This window comes from Desulfosarcina alkanivorans, assembly GCF_009688945.1.
In the GTDB taxonomy this organism is placed as follows: domain Bacteria; phylum Desulfobacterota; class Desulfobacteria; order Desulfobacterales; family Desulfosarcinaceae; genus Desulfosarcina; species Desulfosarcina alkanivorans.
Genome location: NZ_AP021874.1, coordinates 3,104,551 through 3,120,221 on the forward strand (window position 1 = coordinate 3,104,551; position 15,671 = coordinate 3,120,221).

The 15,671-nt window shown below is 60.7% G+C and carries 15 protein-coding genes; 5 read left to right on the forward strand and 10 right to left on the reverse strand.

Annotation, left to right across the window (positions count from 1 at the left end; genetic code table 11):
• Positions 1 to 114 precede the first annotated feature (114 nt).
• From DSCA_RS13690 to DSCA_RS13700, 3 genes are read right to left on the reverse strand one after another with little or no spacing between them, the layout of a single operon-like run.
• Positions 115 to 333, reverse strand: coding sequence for a PLDc N-terminal domain-containing protein (locus DSCA_RS13690; RefSeq protein ID WP_155316957.1), 219 nt, complete (start codon positions 331 to 333; stop codon positions 115 to 117).
• A 6-nt stretch (positions 334 to 339) separates the two neighbouring features.
• Complete coding sequence (locus DSCA_RS13695) at positions 340 to 1,233, reverse strand: lytic murein transglycosylase (RefSeq protein ID WP_167527767.1); 894 nt, start codon at positions 1,231 to 1,233, stop codon at positions 340 to 342.
• 38 nt (positions 1,234 to 1,271) lie between these two features.
• Positions 1,272 to 2,060 carry a histidinol-phosphatase HisJ family protein gene (locus DSCA_RS13700; protein WP_155316959.1) on the reverse strand — a complete coding sequence of 263 codons (789 nt, stop codon included), beginning with the start codon at positions 2,058 to 2,060 and terminating at the stop codon, positions 1,272 to 1,274.
• Positions 2,061 to 2,340: 280 nt separating this feature from the next.
• On the opposite strand from DSCA_RS13700, the gene radA reads away from it, so the two are divergent.
• The 3 genes from radA to DSCA_RS13715 all read left to right on the forward strand — a co-directional run bounded on the left by radA (position 2,341) and on the right by DSCA_RS13715 (position 5,293).
• Complete coding sequence (gene radA / locus DSCA_RS13705; RefSeq protein WP_155316960.1) at positions 2,341 to 3,705, forward strand: DNA repair protein RadA; 1,365 nt, start codon at positions 2,341 to 2,343, stop codon at positions 3,703 to 3,705.
• 75 nt (positions 3,706 to 3,780) lie between these two features.
• Positions 3,781 to 4,383: an RlmE family RNA methyltransferase gene (locus DSCA_RS13710; protein WP_155316961.1), complete on the forward strand. Its 603-nt coding sequence runs from the start codon at positions 3,781 to 3,783 to the stop codon at positions 4,381 to 4,383.
• A gap of 166 nt (positions 4,384 to 4,549) precedes the next feature.
• The gene (locus DSCA_RS13715; protein WP_155316962.1) at positions 4,550 to 5,293 is read left to right on the forward strand and encodes a YebC/PmpR family DNA-binding transcriptional regulator; all 744 of its coding nucleotides are present in this window, start codon (positions 4,550 to 4,552) and stop codon (positions 5,291 to 5,293) included.
• A gap of 188 nt (positions 5,294 to 5,481) precedes the next feature.
• Here the strand turns inward: DSCA_RS13715 and nadA are convergent, their stop codons facing one another.
• The 7 genes from nadA to DSCA_RS13750 form a co-directional block, all read right to left on the reverse strand.
• A complete protein-coding gene (nadA, locus tag DSCA_RS13720) occupies positions 5,482 to 6,378 on the reverse strand; it encodes a quinolinate synthase NadA (RefSeq protein WP_155316963.1) in 897 nt (298 codons plus the stop codon).
• Between the two features lie 59 nt (positions 6,379 to 6,437).
• A complete protein-coding gene (locus DSCA_RS13725; RefSeq protein WP_167527768.1) occupies positions 6,438 to 7,124 on the reverse strand; it encodes a LolA family protein in 687 nt (228 codons plus the stop codon).
• 115 nt (positions 7,125 to 7,239) lie between these two features.
• Entirely contained in the window at positions 7,240 to 8,157 is a 918-nt protein-coding gene (locus DSCA_RS13730) for a hypothetical protein (RefSeq protein ID WP_155316965.1), read from the reverse strand.
• A gap of 215 nt (positions 8,158 to 8,372) precedes the next feature.
• The gene (locus tag DSCA_RS13735) at positions 8,373 to 8,690 is read right to left on the reverse strand and encodes an Hpt domain-containing protein (RefSeq protein ID WP_155316966.1); all 318 of its coding nucleotides are present in this window, start codon (positions 8,688 to 8,690) and stop codon (positions 8,373 to 8,375) included.
• A complete protein-coding gene (locus tag DSCA_RS13740) occupies positions 8,687 to 10,759 on the reverse strand; it encodes a PAS domain-containing hybrid sensor histidine kinase/response regulator (protein WP_167527769.1) in 2,073 nt (690 codons plus the stop codon). Before DSCA_RS13740 ends, DSCA_RS13735 begins: the two co-directional genes overlap by 4 nt.
• Before the next feature lie 251 nt (positions 10,760 to 11,010).
• Positions 11,011 to 12,393 (reverse strand): sigma-54-dependent transcriptional regulator, encoded by a 1,383-nt coding sequence (locus DSCA_RS13745; RefSeq protein WP_331457164.1) that lies wholly within the window; start codon positions 12,391 to 12,393, stop codon positions 11,011 to 11,013.
• Complete coding sequence (locus DSCA_RS13750; RefSeq protein ID WP_155316969.1) at positions 12,390 to 14,180, reverse strand: two-component system sensor histidine kinase NtrB; 1,791 nt, start codon at positions 14,178 to 14,180, stop codon at positions 12,390 to 12,392. Before DSCA_RS13750 ends, DSCA_RS13745 begins: the two co-directional genes overlap by 4 nt.
• Before the next feature lie 298 nt (positions 14,181 to 14,478).
• Between DSCA_RS13750 and DSCA_RS13755 the strand changes: the two genes are divergently transcribed.
• Positions 14,479 to 14,991 carry a Spy/CpxP family protein refolding chaperone gene (locus tag DSCA_RS13755; RefSeq protein WP_155316970.1) on the forward strand — a complete coding sequence of 171 codons (513 nt, stop codon included), beginning with the start codon at positions 14,479 to 14,481 and terminating at the stop codon, positions 14,989 to 14,991.
• Between the two features lie 202 nt (positions 14,992 to 15,193).
• On the forward strand, positions 15,194 to 15,640 hold the full coding sequence (locus tag DSCA_RS13760) for a YkgJ family cysteine cluster protein (RefSeq protein ID WP_155316971.1): 447 nt from the start codon (positions 15,194 to 15,196) through the stop codon (positions 15,638 to 15,640).
• Positions 15,641 to 15,671: the final 31 nt, after the last annotated feature.

The following is a 15,671-nucleotide window of genomic DNA, read 5'->3' on the forward strand; positions in this document are numbered from 1 at the left end:
ATTCCGGGGCAGCCCACGGGATGGCGTGATCGTTACCAGCAGATCCACTTGGATTCCCGTCTTCACGGGAATGACACCAATGGGCGACCGAGTATAAACCAAACCTGTTCGCAATCAGTCCGCCGGCGCATCGACGGCGGGACGTTTGCCCTTGCGGAAGCCGACAAGGAAATAGACCATGACCCCGATGAAGGGAACCATGGCCACAAGCAGGCCCCACAGGGCTTTCATCTGGATGGAACCGAAGTCCTTGCGGGCGATATCCAGGATGGCCGCACAGGTCAGCAGGAAAAAAAACACGCCGGTAAGAACCACGAACATGCCGGTACTCATGATGGATCAGCCTTTCAATTTTTCCGCAACGTCGAGGATGGTGTTCACGTAATACTTGCTGTGGTTGTAGTGGTAAACCACCTTGAAGGCTTTTTCGCGTGAGATCCCCGGTTTCCAGCCGTAGTGTTTCAGGTAACCGGCAATGCTGGCGATGGCGTCGGCATGCACAAACAGGTCGATGCGGCCGTCGGCGTTGCCGTCTTTGCCGTATGGGGCGATATTGCTGGGCATGAACTGGGAAATCCCCATGGCGCCGGCATAGGACCCCTTGATCGTCGTGGGGTCCATGGATTCTTTTTCCGTATAGGTCAGGAACGCCTTCAACTCCCGGTAGGCCCAGCGGGACTTCTGGTCCGCTTTCTTTTCAAACTTCTGGCGCGACATTCGCCGGTCGTTGTCGGGCAGGCTGTTCCAGATCGTCTCGCGGGGCTTGTCGTCGGCCATGGCCGCCAGGGTGGACAGGGTGTTGATCACCGATCTCTTTCCCGTGTACGTGCCCAGCTTGGTTTCCACCAGGATGATGGCGGTGATCACTTCCTTGTCCACGCCATAAGTCGCCTGGGCGGCATCCAGCGCCGTCTGGTGCGCCTGCATGTATTTCCTGGCCGAGGAGACATTCCAGACGCGGGTGAACTGCTTGTAGTTCAGCTTGGATTCGTTGTGCATAAAATAAGCGCTGACGCCGCCTTTTTCGAAGGAAACATCCGGGCTGGCGAAAATCTCCCTGATGCGCTCACTGTCGAAGCCGTCTGCGATCAGCCGCTTTTCGAGTGTATCAAAGGGCCACGGCGCATCGTCGGAAAAGGCAGGCGCCACCAGTCCGGCCAGCAAGACCATCAGCATGGCAAAACCGGATGAAACCAGGCGGCCGTATCTTCTGTGAAGGGTCGTTTCGGGCATCGGCCTTGCTCTCCTCTTTTTAATTCTGATCATGGGCCTCAGAGCGGAACGATTTCCCGCTCCCGGTGGGAAAACCCGGTCAGATGCCGGTAACCGGCCGCGTTCAGCAGGTCCCGGGCCCGATCGAACTCCCTGCCCACCGATTCGGGCGCGTGGGCATCGGAACCCGTCACCACGGGAATCTCGAGGCGGGCACACCGGCGAAGCAGGTCCGGCGATGGAAAGGCCTCTTTCACGGGATGGTGCAACCCGCTGGTGTTCAACTCCACGGCCAGATGGTTTTCCCGGATCTTTGCCAAAACGCCCTCAAAACCGTCGCGTACAGACGGTGATGGGCGTTGGTTGTACTTTTTGGGCAGATCGAGATGACATACCACATCAAAGTAATCATAATCCAGCATAGATTCCAATACGCCAAGGTACCTGGTGTATACGTCGTCGGCGACCCGTTCCCCGCTGGCCCATGCCGAGCGCCGGGAGACCACATCTTCACCGTCGAGAAAATGGACGCTGCCGCCGACCACATCCAGGTCGAAGGTGTCCACGATTTCCCGGCAGCGGTCCACATGGCGGGGTGAAAAATCGATCTCCAGCCCGACGCGAACGGTGATCCGGTCCCGGTACTGGCGTGCCAGACGGCGTGCCTGATACACATACATGGGCACTTCCCGTGGAAACATGGCGTTGGGACGCCCCGCCTCCTGGAAGGTCAGGTGGTCCAGGAAACAAATGGTGGAAAGGCCCCGGTCAACCGCCGCCCGGACATATTGCTCCATGGTGCCGGCGGCGTGGTTGCAAAGGCTTGTGTGGACGTGGTAGTCGATCATTAAAGTAACGGCTTCGTAAGAGATCCGATATCTGCGTTAGGCTTCATCCCTCGTCATTGCGGAGTACTTTGAAGTACGCCTCATTCCTCGGGACTCGCAAGCCTTGATCTCGAATTTCTTACGAAGCCGTATGGAATGTGTGGTGGTGCCGGTGTATCGTTTCGATGGCGGCACTTTCTTTACGGGTTGATTGACATGGCAGCTCATACCGTGTCAAACCATCGCCTGGCAATGACAACGAAATTGAACGATTCAGCTAATATAAACACGATCGGCTCCCATGGCACGAAAAAGCGCAAAAACTCTCTTTGTCTGCCAGGCCTGCGGGTATGAATCCGCCAAGTGGATGGGCCGCTGTACCGAATGCGGCGGATGGGACACCTTTGCCGAAGAGGTGCGCCGGCCGGCCGCGCCCGGCAACAAGACCATGGCCGTCAAGGGCAACCGCCCGGTGCCCATCAATGCCGTGGAGATCATCGACGAGGAACGCATGTCCACCGGCATGGCCGAGTTCGACCGGGTGCTGGGCGGCGGCCTGGTGGCCGGGACCCTGATCCTGATCGGCGGTGACCCGGGCATCGGCAAATCCACGATCATGCTCCAGGCCCTGCACGGCATCGCCAGCACGGGCCGCAAGGTGCTCTACGTTTCCGGAGAGGAATCGGTTCGCCAGCTGCGCCTGCGCAGCAGACGGCTGAAAACGGTGTCGTCCACCCTGCTGGTGGTATCGGAAATCGATATCGATGCGGTCATGGCCATGGTGGACGCCGAACGGCCGGACGTGCTGGTGGTGGATTCGATCCAGACCGTGTTCAGCCCGGAGATCACATCGGCACCGGGCAGCGTGAGCCAGGTGCGCGAGTCCACCATGCGGCTGATGCTCATGGCCAAGCGAACGGGCATCCCCACCTTTCTGGTGGGCCACGTGACCAAGGAAGGCGCCATAGCCGGGCCGCGGCTGCTCGAACACATGGTCGACACGGTGCTGTATTTCGAAGGCGATCGCAACCACGTGTTCCGCATCCTGCGGGCGGTGAAGAACCGCTTCGGCTCCACCAACGAAATCGGCGTCTTCGAGATGAAGGAAAGCGGCCTGGAGGAGGTGGCCAACCCGTCGGCCGTGTTCCTGTCCGAGCGGCCGGAAAACGCCGCCGGCTCCGTGGTCACGGCCAGCATGGAGGGCACCCGCCCCATCCTGGTGGAACTCCAGGCCCTGGCGTCGAGCACCAGCTTCGGCACGCCCCGGCGGACCATCCTGGGCCTCGACCAGAACCGGGTGGCCCTGCTGGTGGCGGTCATGGAAAAACAGCTGGGCATGCACCTGATGGGCCACGACATCTTCATGAACGTGGCCGGCGGCGTCAAAATCATGGAGCCGGCCGTGGACATGGGCATCGTATCGGCGGTCGCCTCCAGCTTCCTGGACCGGCCCATCCGCAAGGATACCATGGTGCTCGGCGAGGTGGGCCTGGCCGGCGAAGTGCGGGCCGTGGGCAACGTGGACATCCGCATCTCCGAAGCCAGGAAAATGGGCTTCACCCGCTGCGTGGCCCCGGCGGGCAGCCTGAAACGGCTGGGACCCATCGAGGGCATCGCCCTCGAAGGGGTGGCCACCGTAGCTGCCGCCGTGGAGTTGCTTTTCTGACAACACACTCATTATATTGGGTATTGGGTCCACCCCGGGCCGGGGTTTAACTTGACTTGAAATGGTCGAAAAGATATGAAGCGAACAAACAAGAAAAAGAACCCGTGGGCGGACCATTACACCCGCCAGGCCCAGAAGGACCATTTTGCGGCCCGCTCGGTGTACAAACTTCAGGAAATCCAGAAAAAGCACCGCATCCTGAGCCGGCGGGCACGGATTCTGGATCTGGGTTGTGCACCGGGGTCCTGGCTGCAGTTTGCCGCCCGGACGGTCGGCCCCGGCGGCCGGCTGGTGGGCATCGATCTGACACCGGTCACCATCGCGCTGCCCGACAACGTAACCGTGATCACCGGCGATGTGGCCGACCTGGAAGGCCACCTGGCCAAACTGGGTCAGACCCGCTTCGATGTGGTACTCAGCGACATGGCACCGGCCACCTCGGGCAACCGGCACGTGGATGAAGCCCGCTCCGTGGGACTGTGCGAGACGGCATTGTGGGTTGCCGACCAGACCCTGGTGCCCGGCGGCGGCTTCGTCTGCAAGATTTTCCAGGGAAGCGATTTCAAGGCTTTTGCCGATCAAGTCAGACAACGTTTTGACCGGCAGGTGACATTCCGCCCCCAGAGCACGCGTAAAGCCAGCCGGGAAGTGTTCGTCATCGGACTGGGTAAGAAATGACGGTTTCGGAAAAAGCCCGATATCTGCGTTACGCGTCATCCCCCGTCATTGGGACGCACAGCGGGCAGGCCTCATTTGACGGGGTTCGCAGGACTTGATCTCGGCCTTTTTGCGAGACCGTCTGAATAAAACGGGTTACCCGTCGAAAAAATAGAAGGAGAGAAAAATGTCAGGACACAACAAGTGGTCTTCCATCAAGCACCGCAAAGGCGCCCAGGATGCCAAAAGAGGAAAGATCTTCACCAAATTGATCAAGGAAATTACCGTGGCCGCCCGGACGGGTGGAGGCGATCTGGACGCCAACCCGCGCCTGCGCACCGCCGTGGCCGCCGCCAAGGCGGAAAACATGCCCAAGGACAACATCGAACGGGCCATCAAAAAGGGCACCGGGGAACTGGAAGGGGTCAGCTACGAGGAGAGCTCCTATGAAGGCTACGGTCCCGGCGGCGCCGCCATACTCGTGGAATCGCTGACCGACAACAAGAACCGCGCCGTGGCCGAAATCCGCCACATCTTCAACAAGTACGGCGGCAACATGGGCGAGAACGGCTGCGTGGCCTGGATGTTCGACAAGAAGGGCTACTTCAACGTGGACAAGGCCGCGGTGGGCGAAGACAGGCTCATGGAAATCGCCCTGGAGGCCGGCGCCGAAGACGTCCGCGAAGAGGACGATACGTTCGAGGTCATCACCGCACCCGAAGATTTCGATGCCGTCAAGGAGGCCCTCGAGGGCGCGGCCATCCCCTTCAGCGACGAAGAGGTGACCATGCTGCCCCAGAACATGAGCCCCCTGGAGGGCAAAGAGGCCGAACGCATGCTCAAGCTCATGGACGCCATGGACGACTGCGATGACGTCCAGAAGGTCTACACCAACGCCGACATTCCCGACGACATGGTGGATGCCATGTAAACGCCTGGCACCATGCGATCTCCAGAGTTGAAAAGACCGGTACCACCAAATGGGTGGTGACCGGTCTTTTTCTTTTCGCGCTTCTCCGGCAACCGCCGGCCGGCTTCCGATTCAGCCGGCAGGACGGTTAAAATGGTCAACGGATCGGTGTTGCGTTTTAAGTGTTTCAGCCTTCTCGCTGAACCCCTTTAACGCGACAACGCGATCATGCGCGTCACCGCGGACAGGGCCGGGACGCGGACCTCCTCGGGTACCTTCACCTGGCCGGACAGGTTTTCCAGGCAGGCCAGGATATCCCGGGGGGTGATCATTTTCATGTCCGGGCACACCATCTTTTCCGAGGCCGCGTAAAAGGTCTTGGCGGGGAGCTTCTGCCCCAGGGGGTGGAGCAGGCCCACCTCGGTTCCCACGATAAACTCGGTGGCGTCAGACTCGGCGGCAAAGCGGATCATCCCCGATGTGCTCAGGGCCGCATCCGCGATCTCGACCACCTCGGGCCGGCATTCGGGGTGGACCATGAACAGGGCCTCCGGATGGGCGGCCCTGGCGGCCCGGACATCGGCCACCGTCAACCGGTCGTGGATGGGGCAGCACCCGTCCCACAGGTGAATCGTCTTTTCCGTGTGCCGGGCCGTGTTGCGGGCCAGGTTGCGGTCCGGGGTCATGAGCAGTTCATCGGCATCCAGGCTGGCCACCACCTCGGCGGCATTGGCCGAGGTACAGCAGATGGTGGACAGGGCCTTGACTGCGGCCGGAGAGTTCACGTAGGTCACCACCGGCATTTCCGGCATCGTCCGGAGGCGCGCGCTCAATTCCATGGGGGTGATCATGTCGGCCATGGGGCAGCCGGCCTCTGCTCTCGGCAGCAGCACGGTTTTGTCCGGGGAAAGAATCGAGGCCGTCTCGGCCATGAAATGCACCCCGCAGAAAACAATGATCTCCGCATCGGTATCGGCGGCCCGGATGCTCAGCTCGAGCGAGTCCCCGCACAGGTCGGCAAGGTCCTGGATCTCGGGCGGCTGATAGTTGTGGGCCAGCAGAACGGCCTTTTTTTCATCGAGCAGTGCTCTGATTTTCTCTTTCATCGGTTGAGCCTTTCACTGAACGGTCCCGGGGGGTGCGGACGAAGCGGCATCTGCGGTGCTCACGGGTTCATCTGCACCACGTCGGCCCCCTCCGGCACGTCGAAACGAAAAAGCGCCTCCGGCGGCAGGTCGCCGAAGCTGACGTTTTTCAGTTCTATGCGGGTTTCGTCCCCGTATACGTTGAAGGTGGTAATCCGGACCAGGTCGAAGCTGGTTTTATCAATATCCAGGTTGACGGCCATCAGATCCACCGAGGATTTATTGGGCACCAGCCGGAGACGATACAGGCCGGGCGCATCGACCGGTTCCAGGGATATCTGGAAATTCTTGCGGACCGTCTTGATATTGGACAGAAAACCGGCCCCCTTGCCCTCTCCGAAAAAAGAGGGGGCCTTGCCCACCAGCACCTGGTTATCTTCAGGCCGGAACACCCACAGGTCATTGCCGTCGGTGATGATGGTCTGGGGATCCGGCACCAGGTACTCCCAGCGCATTTTTCCCGGCTGCCGGACCATCAGCCTGCCGGAGGCCGTGTCGGTGACCGCCATGGCCTTGAGGATGGATTCCTGGTCGAAATCCGCCGTGAATCCGGGCACGTTGTAGCGCGCCTCCACGCCGGCGATAATCGTGTCGATGGTATGGTCGGCGTCTGACGCCGAGGATGGCGGTACCGGCACGCAAGCGATGGCCAGTATGAAAACAGCCAGGCGGATGAGGTCCATCCCATCAATCTTCAAGCGGTTCATAAGGCCCCTTTCCTTTGCGGTCGTCGATATGTCAGCAGTTCCACGGTGCCCATCGGCGACGATCTGAGTAACCCATTTCTCATGGTTTGTAAACCTGTCCCGGGCAATCATCGAATCATCGCAGCAGGGATTGGACGGCGGCCTCGGGGGTATCCAGATCCGACACCTGCCGGATCGGTTCTACCATGGGCAGTGCTATGGTTTCGGTTTTGCCATACATCTGGAAGCAGGCCCGGTCGATCAGCCGCATCTGGTGCATCAGTTCATCAGGCGACGCGTGGGGGCTGCGAACCCCCTGAAGCATGAGGGTTTCCATGTTGGACCGCTGCAGCAGTTTCTCGAAACGACGGGCCTGCTGAAAACTGCGGAACAGATGCCGCTTGTGCCCGGCCAGCAATTCGTAGGCGTCGTCCCCATCTCCGGCAGTCCCGATCAGGGAGAGCACCAGATCCAGGCAGGCCAGGTAGTCGGGGTCGCTGTCGGCCACGCGTTCGAAAAACCGGGCCAGGAAAGTCCGCAGGCAGGATGTCCAGCGGATGCCGGCATTTCTGAGCCGCACCTTGACCGACCTGCCCGGCACGGCCGACACGCTGCCGTCGATGGCCGCCGCCACCCGGGGATCGATCTGCCAGGCGATGTTCAACCGTTCCAGGTAATGCGCCTTGATAAAATCGGGGACCTGGACGCGGACCACCGGCCTGCCGTCGGGAAGGCCGACCGGGGCGACGATCGCCCGGGCCATCAGACGGTCAAGGCAGACCGCTTCCTCCTCCGGTGAGAACCGCGCCTGCTCCAGCAGCGGCTCCAGGTCAGCCTGAACGTCCTGATCCGGAGAAAAGATCAGGTCCAGCAGGCTGTCCCGATCGCAGTCGGCGTCATCGGTCAAAAAAGCGGCCAGGCTGGCGGGTGTGGGGGAAAACAGGGAGGTTTCGATGTAGGCGAGCACCTCTGTGGTGAGGCGTCCGCCATTTTCTATGCAGGTGCTGATGCGGGCGAGCAGGTCGCCCTGATGGTCATGGATGGGCTCGATCATAACCAATGATTATATCAGGTTTGACCTCAAAATACTATCCATGCCACCGGCCGGCCGGCAATGCCAGCCCCCCCGGAAACGCGGCCTGGCGATCCGAAAAAAACGCCAGACGCGTCGGCGTCCGCTGGCGGACGTCGACCCGCCAGGCACGGCGCCTGAAGGTTCGCGGTGACCGGGGACCCGAGCCGCCGAAGCGAAAAAATGGTAATTTCCGGTCAGGCATGAACACACCCGGCGATGTCGTCGAACAATTCCCTTAGGGTTTCCACGTCAGCGGAAACCGAATCCAGCTGATTTTCGGCGGCGGCCCGTTCGATCCGTTTGGCCAGTTCGTGGACATTCACAATGCCCATGTTGCCGGCCGCCCCGTTGATGGTGTGGGCCCTTCTGGCCACCTGCCGGGCGTCCCCGGCGCTGAAGGCGGTCTTCAAAAGGGCATAGTCAGCCCGCCCGGTGTCCAGGAACAGGCTGACCAGTTCACGATATTCATCTTCATCCAGCCCGAGTTTGTCGCCCAATACTTTAAAATTCATCCAGACTCCTTACTGAAAACATTTTTTTCGATAATTGCAAACACCGCCTCCCGCTTGATGGGCTTGGTGATGTAGTCGTTCATGCCCGCTTCCAGGCACCTTTCCCGGTCCCCTTTCATGGCATGGGCGGTCATGGCGATGATGGGCACCTTGTCAAATCCTTTCCGGCGGATGGCCTGGGTGGCCTCCTTTCCATCCATTTCCGGCATCTGGACATCCATGAAAATCAGATCGAAGGCATCCGGATCGGCGGTGTAGGTGTCCAGGGCTTCCACCCCGTTGCTGGCGACGTCCACCTGGTACCCCGCCTTCCCCAGCATCAGTCTGGCCAGTTTCTGGTTGACCAGGTTGTCTTCCACCAGAAGTATCCGCACCGAGTGCTTGAGGTCTTCCCTGACCGAATACTGGGTGTGGATCTTCTCTAGGCGATCCGTCCGGGCACCGGGCTGCCCGGCATTGTCCCGTAGCACGCGCCCGATCATCTGCAGCAACTTTTCCCGGCGGGCCGGCTTGCTTAAAAACCCGTTGAACCCGGCCTTTTCGCAGCGATGCGCATCCCGCTCCAGCGAACTGGAAAGGGCGATCAACGGCATCCGGGAAAGGGGGGCCTGCGCGGACCGGATCCCGGCGGCCACCGCAAACCCGTCTGTATCCGGCATGCGGATATCCGAGATGCACAGGTCAAAGGGCGCTCCTTTTTCCACGGCCGCCTGCAGCACGGGCAGCACGTCATTGCCCCGCTGCGTCACGACGGTCGCCATGCCGGCCGTACTCAAAACCTGTTCCAGGATCCGCCCATTGGCGGCATTGTCATCCGCCACCAGCACGCGCAATCCCTCGAGAGACACCGGCGGCACCCGGCGGGCCTGCTTGTCTTCGCATTTTTGCAGCCAGGCGGTAAAATGAAAGGTACTGCCTTCACCCGAACGGCTCTGCACCCATACGTCCCCGCCCATCAGGTTGGAAATCTGTTTGCAGATGGACAGCCCCAGTCCGGTGCCGCCGTATTTGCGCGTGGTGGACCCATCGGCCTGCTGGAAGGGTTCGAAAATAACCGCCTGTTTCTCTTCGGGAATGCCGACGCCCGTATCGCGGATGGCGGCGTGCAGCATCACGGATTCCGGCGTCTCTTCGGCCAGGTGCATGGACAATTCTATTTCGCCGGCCTCGGTAAATTTCGGTGCATTGCCCAGCAGGTTGGTGATGACCTGGCGAAACCTGAGCGGATCGCCCTTGACCATGGCCGGCATGTGGTCGTCGACCCGGCAAAGCAGCTCCACCGGGCGGTTTCCGATTTTCGGCCGGACCAGATCACAGACGTCGTAGGCCAGCAGTTCGGGGTCAAACGCAATCGTTTCGAAATCGAGTTCCCCGGATTCGATCTTGGAAAAATCGAGGATGTCGTTGATCAGAGAAAGCAGGGCGATACCGCTGCGCTTGATGGTCTGGGTGTAATCCACCTGCATGTCGCTGAGTTCGCTATCCAGCAAAAGATCGGTAAATCCGATCACCCCGTTCATGGGCGTACGGATCTCATGGCTCATATTGGCCAGGAACTGGCTTTTGGCCCGGTTGGCGGTCTCGGCGGCGTCCTTGGCTTTTTTCAGTTCCTCTTCCGCCAGCTTGCGCTCCGTGATGTCCTCCACGGTTCCGGTGTAACGCCCGCCCGCATCGGAGAACACCGGTTCCGAATGTAGGTGTATCCACCTGACCGCCCCATTGGGCCGCACGATCCGGCAGTCCATGGAAAAGGCATCCATCTCGTCCAGGGCGCGTGCCCACGCCGAAGAAACGGCTTCACGATCGTCGGCATGCAGGAACTCGATCCATTCCAGGGTCAGGCTCTCCACCAGGCTGAGGCCGAAGATCTCCTGGTAACTCGTATTGGTGTATTGGCAGCTGCCTTCTTCATCGATCTCGAAAACGCCGAAGTGAATGGTTTCCGAAATCAGCCGGAACCGCTCCTCGCTGCCGTGAACCGCTTCCTGGGATTTCCGGTAGCGCCTGTTTTCTTCTTCCAGAACCTTGTTTTTTTTAACCAGTTCGAGGATCGTCGCAGCACGGGGCATCGGGCTCGTTTCCATTCCTGTAGGAAGACGGCGATGGTGGCGCCCACCGCCGCCGGCCATTTCTCCGGCCAGCCGGGCGGCGGCGGTTCGTCCGGACCCAACGGACAGAAAAAACCGCCTTCATTTTCATCCGGTGACTCCTATATCGGCCTGCAAAGGAGGGACTTTAATTTTTCCGGACCCCGTATTCGGCAGCCTTCCATCCGCGATTCAACGATCTTTGCCGCAATGGGCGACCGGATGGCGGCGGGTCATTTTCCTTTTGTCGAAGCAAGGTTGTATCGCTTCAATTTCTCCCTGAGGGTCTTGCGGGTAATTCCCAGCCGCCTGGCCGCTTCGCTCTTGTTTCCGCCTGCCGATGCCAGGGTGTTGACGATGGCGTCCCGCTCAATCTGCTCCAGGGGGACATCGACGGCGAAAGCTCCCGGTGGTGTATCCGGATCGCCATCCCCGGGGTTCGGTTCCAGGGCGGCGAAATCATTCCGGTCCAGGCAGGCTGACCGGGCCAGCACAACGGCGCGTTCGATGGTATTCATCAATTCACGCACATTTCCCGGCCAGGGATGGCGGATCAGCAGGTCCATGGCCCGCGGGGAAAAACGATCCACGACTTTGCGGTTTTTTTCCGCGAAGCGAGCCAGGAAATGGGTGGCCAGCAGGGGGATGTCTTCCCGGCGTTCCCTCAGCGGCGGGGTTTTCAGTTCCACCACGTTCAGGCGATAATAGAGATCTTCCCTGAAGGTGCCGGCCCTGACCATCTTCATCAGATCCCGGTTGGTGGCCACGACAAGGCGGACATCCACGGAGAGGGTCTCTTCGCCGCCCACCCGGGTCAGCTCCCGCTCCTGAATCACACGCAGCAGTTTCACCTGCATGGAAACGGGCATTTCACCGACTTCATCCAGAAACAGGCTGCCCCCGTCGGCCTGCACAAAGCGTCCCTCCTTGCGGCGGTCCGCACCGGTGAAGGCGCCTTTTTCATGGCCGAAAAGCTCCGATTCCAGCAGGGTGTCGGTAATGGCGGCGCAGTTGACCTTGACCAGCGGCCCGTCCCGCCGGGGGCTGTTGTGGTGAATGGCAGCGGCCACCAGCTCCTTTCCCGTCCCCGATTCGCCGGTAACCATCACCGTGGCCTCGGAGACCGCCACCTGGGCGACGGTCTCCATCAGCCGAACCATGGCCGGGCTGCTGCCGACGATGTCCGGGGCCTGCAAACCGCCCGCCAGCTGATGTTTGAGCCGCCGGTTTTCCGCCCTGAGGCGAATGTGCTCCAGGGCCCGTGCCAGGGTCAGCCTGAGCTTATCGAAATCCAGGGGCTTGATCAGATAATCGTAGGCACCCTTTTTGAGGGCATCCACCGCCATCTCCACGGATGCGTAGGCTGTCATCAGCACAATGGGGATCGCCGGATTGATGGTTTTGATCCGTTCCAGGGCTTCCAATCCGGAAACACGGACCATGCGGATGTCCATCAGCACCAGATCCACGGGCTGGGCCCGGACCGCATCGACGGCCGCCTCCCCGTCGTCCGCATCCACGATCTCGTATCCCCACCCACCGACCAGGGTGTTCAGCATGGTGCGGTGGGCCGCATCATCGTCGACCACCAGCACCCGGTATGTGTCAGCCATCATGCCTCCCTTGCCGCCGGCAGGACGATCTGAAAGGCCGTTCCCCCGCCGGGCCGGCCGTCCACCAGGATCTCTCCCCGGTGCGCCTTGATGATATTGTGAGCGATGGCAAGCCCCAGGCCGGTACCGCTCCGCTTGGTGGAAAAATAGGGTTCGAAAATGTGGGGCTGGTCCGTGGGATCGATCCCCACGCCGGTGTCGAGGACCTGGATGCGGGTGCTGCCGTCGGCCTGCCCGGATGCCCTGACCGTCAATGTTCCCCCGTCGGGCATGGCATCCAGGCTGTTGAGCAGGAGGTTGAGCACCACCTGGCTCATGCGGTCGGCGTCCATACGCGCAGACAGGCTGTCGTCGGCCAGATCCAGGACCATGGTGACGCCGGATTCGCGACTCTGGCGATCCACCAGCCGGAATGCGTCCCGGAAAAAAGGCTCGAGCGGCACCACCTGAAAATGAAGCCGGACAGGACGCGAAAAGTCCAGCAATTGCCCCACCACCCGGTTGAGCCGGTCGACCTCCTGGATCATGATGGCGGCGATCTGCTGGTCCTTTTCGGATTGCCGGTATTTTTCCCTGAAGTAGGTGGCAAACCCCTTGATTGAACTCAACGGGTTGCGGATCTCGTGCGCCACACCGGCGGCCAGACGACCCACCGACGCCAGGCGCCGGTTTTCTTCCAGCTCCTGATGGAGGGCGCGTATTTCGGTGAGGTCCTTGAACAGGATCACCTGAGCGAAGCACTCCCCGTTTTCGTCTGTCAGGCGGGCGGCACTCACGTCCATGGGGATGCGGCGGCCGTCGGCGACCGGACAGAGAATCTCCTTTTCCACCGGCCGGCCGGCATCCGCCAGCGTATCGGCCAATACGCCCGGTATGACACCGCTGGCGGCATGACCGATCACACGGGCGGCACGGACCGACAGCGTGGTTTCGGCGACGGAATTCAGCGCAGTCACCCGGCCGCTGCGGTCCAACGCCACCAACCCGATGGGCATGCGCGACACCAGGTTGTCGGAAAACACCTTTTCCCGCGCCAGGGATGTCCGGGCGGAACGGTAGTTCTGGGTCAGAAAAAGCAGCATCACCCCGGCGCATCCGACCAGCAGGAGCACGAGGGCCATCACCACGGTGTGGCGCACGTCGGCGCGATGGGCGGCGTCCAGAGCATCGGTCCTGAAGCCGGCAAAAATGACCATGGCCGGGGCCTCCCGTTCCGGCGGGGCCATGCGCATCATGTGCCCGTGCATGGAACGCTTCGATGGTCTGGCCAGTGGGGCGAACTTCCCGAAAATCTCCACAACGGCCTCATTTTCCGCCGATGTGGTCCGGCGCCAGGCCAGCTTGCCCGACGCATACACGGACTCGAGATCCAGGGTGCCCCCATAATCGGTCCCCAGCCGATCCATCCGGCTGTGGGCAACCACGGTACCGTCGATGCCAACCACCAGAAGGTAGGCAATGTCCGGCTGGGCGGCGGTTTCGACCAGCAGGCGCTGCAATTTGAAGCCGCTGCCGTGCCCCCCGCGCAGACCCATTCGGGTACCGGCTTCAAACGACCGGATCAGTGCGCCCCCCTTTTCAATCATCAGGCGGATGCTCTGGCGCTTCTGGCGATTGATGTTCTCCAGAGACATCAGGGCCACAATGGGCAGCAGGACCAGCACCGCTCCGAGTATGATCCAGGGTGAAAAACCCGAAAGAAAGATCCTGTATTTTTGTCTGTCCATCATCATCCCGATTGTCGAATACAAAAACGCTGCCAGCGTGCTGATAATCTCAGGAAGCCGCATCCATCGCCTTCCCGACCGAACCGGATGAAAACCGTCCCGGAAAAACCGGCACCTTTTTACCCGGACCGGCAATCCGGGCTGGTTACTTTCGACCCGCTCCAACCAATGCCTGGTGCCGTAATCCGATGGGGCCAAAAATTGAAAACGGTTTTTTAGGTATTAGATTTAGAAGGTTACGATTTTTCCAGCCGAAAATCAAACGGAAATGGCACCAGCCTTGCTCAAGAAAATTATCGACAGTGAAACCCGGCATCAATTGGACCATCTTCATCTTTTTTAACCATGAAAGGAGTCAATCATGAAAACCAGCAACATGAAAATCGCAATTGCCGGCCTGGCCGCCGTCGCCATCATCGCCGTGGGTGCCAACGCCATGGCGGGCAAAGGAATGGGATATCAGGCCGATGAACAGGGAGGCGGGGGCTACGGCGGGCAACACCGCCGGGGCGACTGCGCCTACGGTCAGATGAACGCGGACGTCACCCCCGAACAACGCGAACAGCTGGATGCCGAGCGGCAGGCATTTTTCGAGACCACCAAAAACGAACGGCAGGATCTGCATGCCAAGCGGCTGGCATTGCGTGCGGAAATGGCCAAGCGCCAACCGGATGTGAAAAAAGCCTCGGGCCTGCAGCGGGAAATCACCGAACTGCGGGGGAGCCTGGACCAGAAACGCCTGGACCATATTATGGCCATGCGCAAGATCAGTCCCGATGCCGGCCGGGGATGCATGATGGAAGGCCGGGGCATGGGCCACCACGGCAAGCGTCATGGCATGGGTTACGGAACGGGGAACTGCCCGAACCAATAAAAAACAGCTGTGATCGCTGAATGACCGCGGCGCCGGGGGCCTCCCCCGGCGCCGCCGTTTTCTGCCCACACAACCGCTTTCAGCCGGGATCGGCGCAAAACCGGAAAGGCCACCGGTCATCCCACCCATCCGATTTGGGTTGGATTCCGCCGCGCGGATCTGATATGGCCATGGCCATTCAGCAGGTGAATGGAGCCGTCCGATGAACCCCCTGTACCAGCGTCCCTACTTTTTCGATGCGGGCATCCGCTTCCAGTGCAAGCGCTGTGGTGCCTGCTGCACCGGCGCCCCCGGTATTGTTCGGGTCAATGAACGGGAGGTCGCCGGCATGGCCGCTTACCTGGGTATGTCGGATTCCGGGGTGGTCGACGCGTATCTGTCTCCCCGGGAAAACGGATACCGGGTCCGGGAAGCCCCTGACGGCCGCTGCCTGTTTTTCGAAAGCGGCTGCCGGATCTATCCCGTCCGCCCCCTGCAGTGCCGGACGTTTCCCTTCTGGTTTGCCAACCTGCGTTCCGAAGCCCGGTGGGAAGCCGTCCGCCGTGAATGCCCGGGCATCGGCGCCGGCCGTCGCTACACCCGAACCGACATCCTGGATATCCTGCAGCAGGGGATGCGATTGTTTACGAAGGCATCATCTGTTGGGTGAAATCAAAATTGCTGCTAACAACTGGATCAGA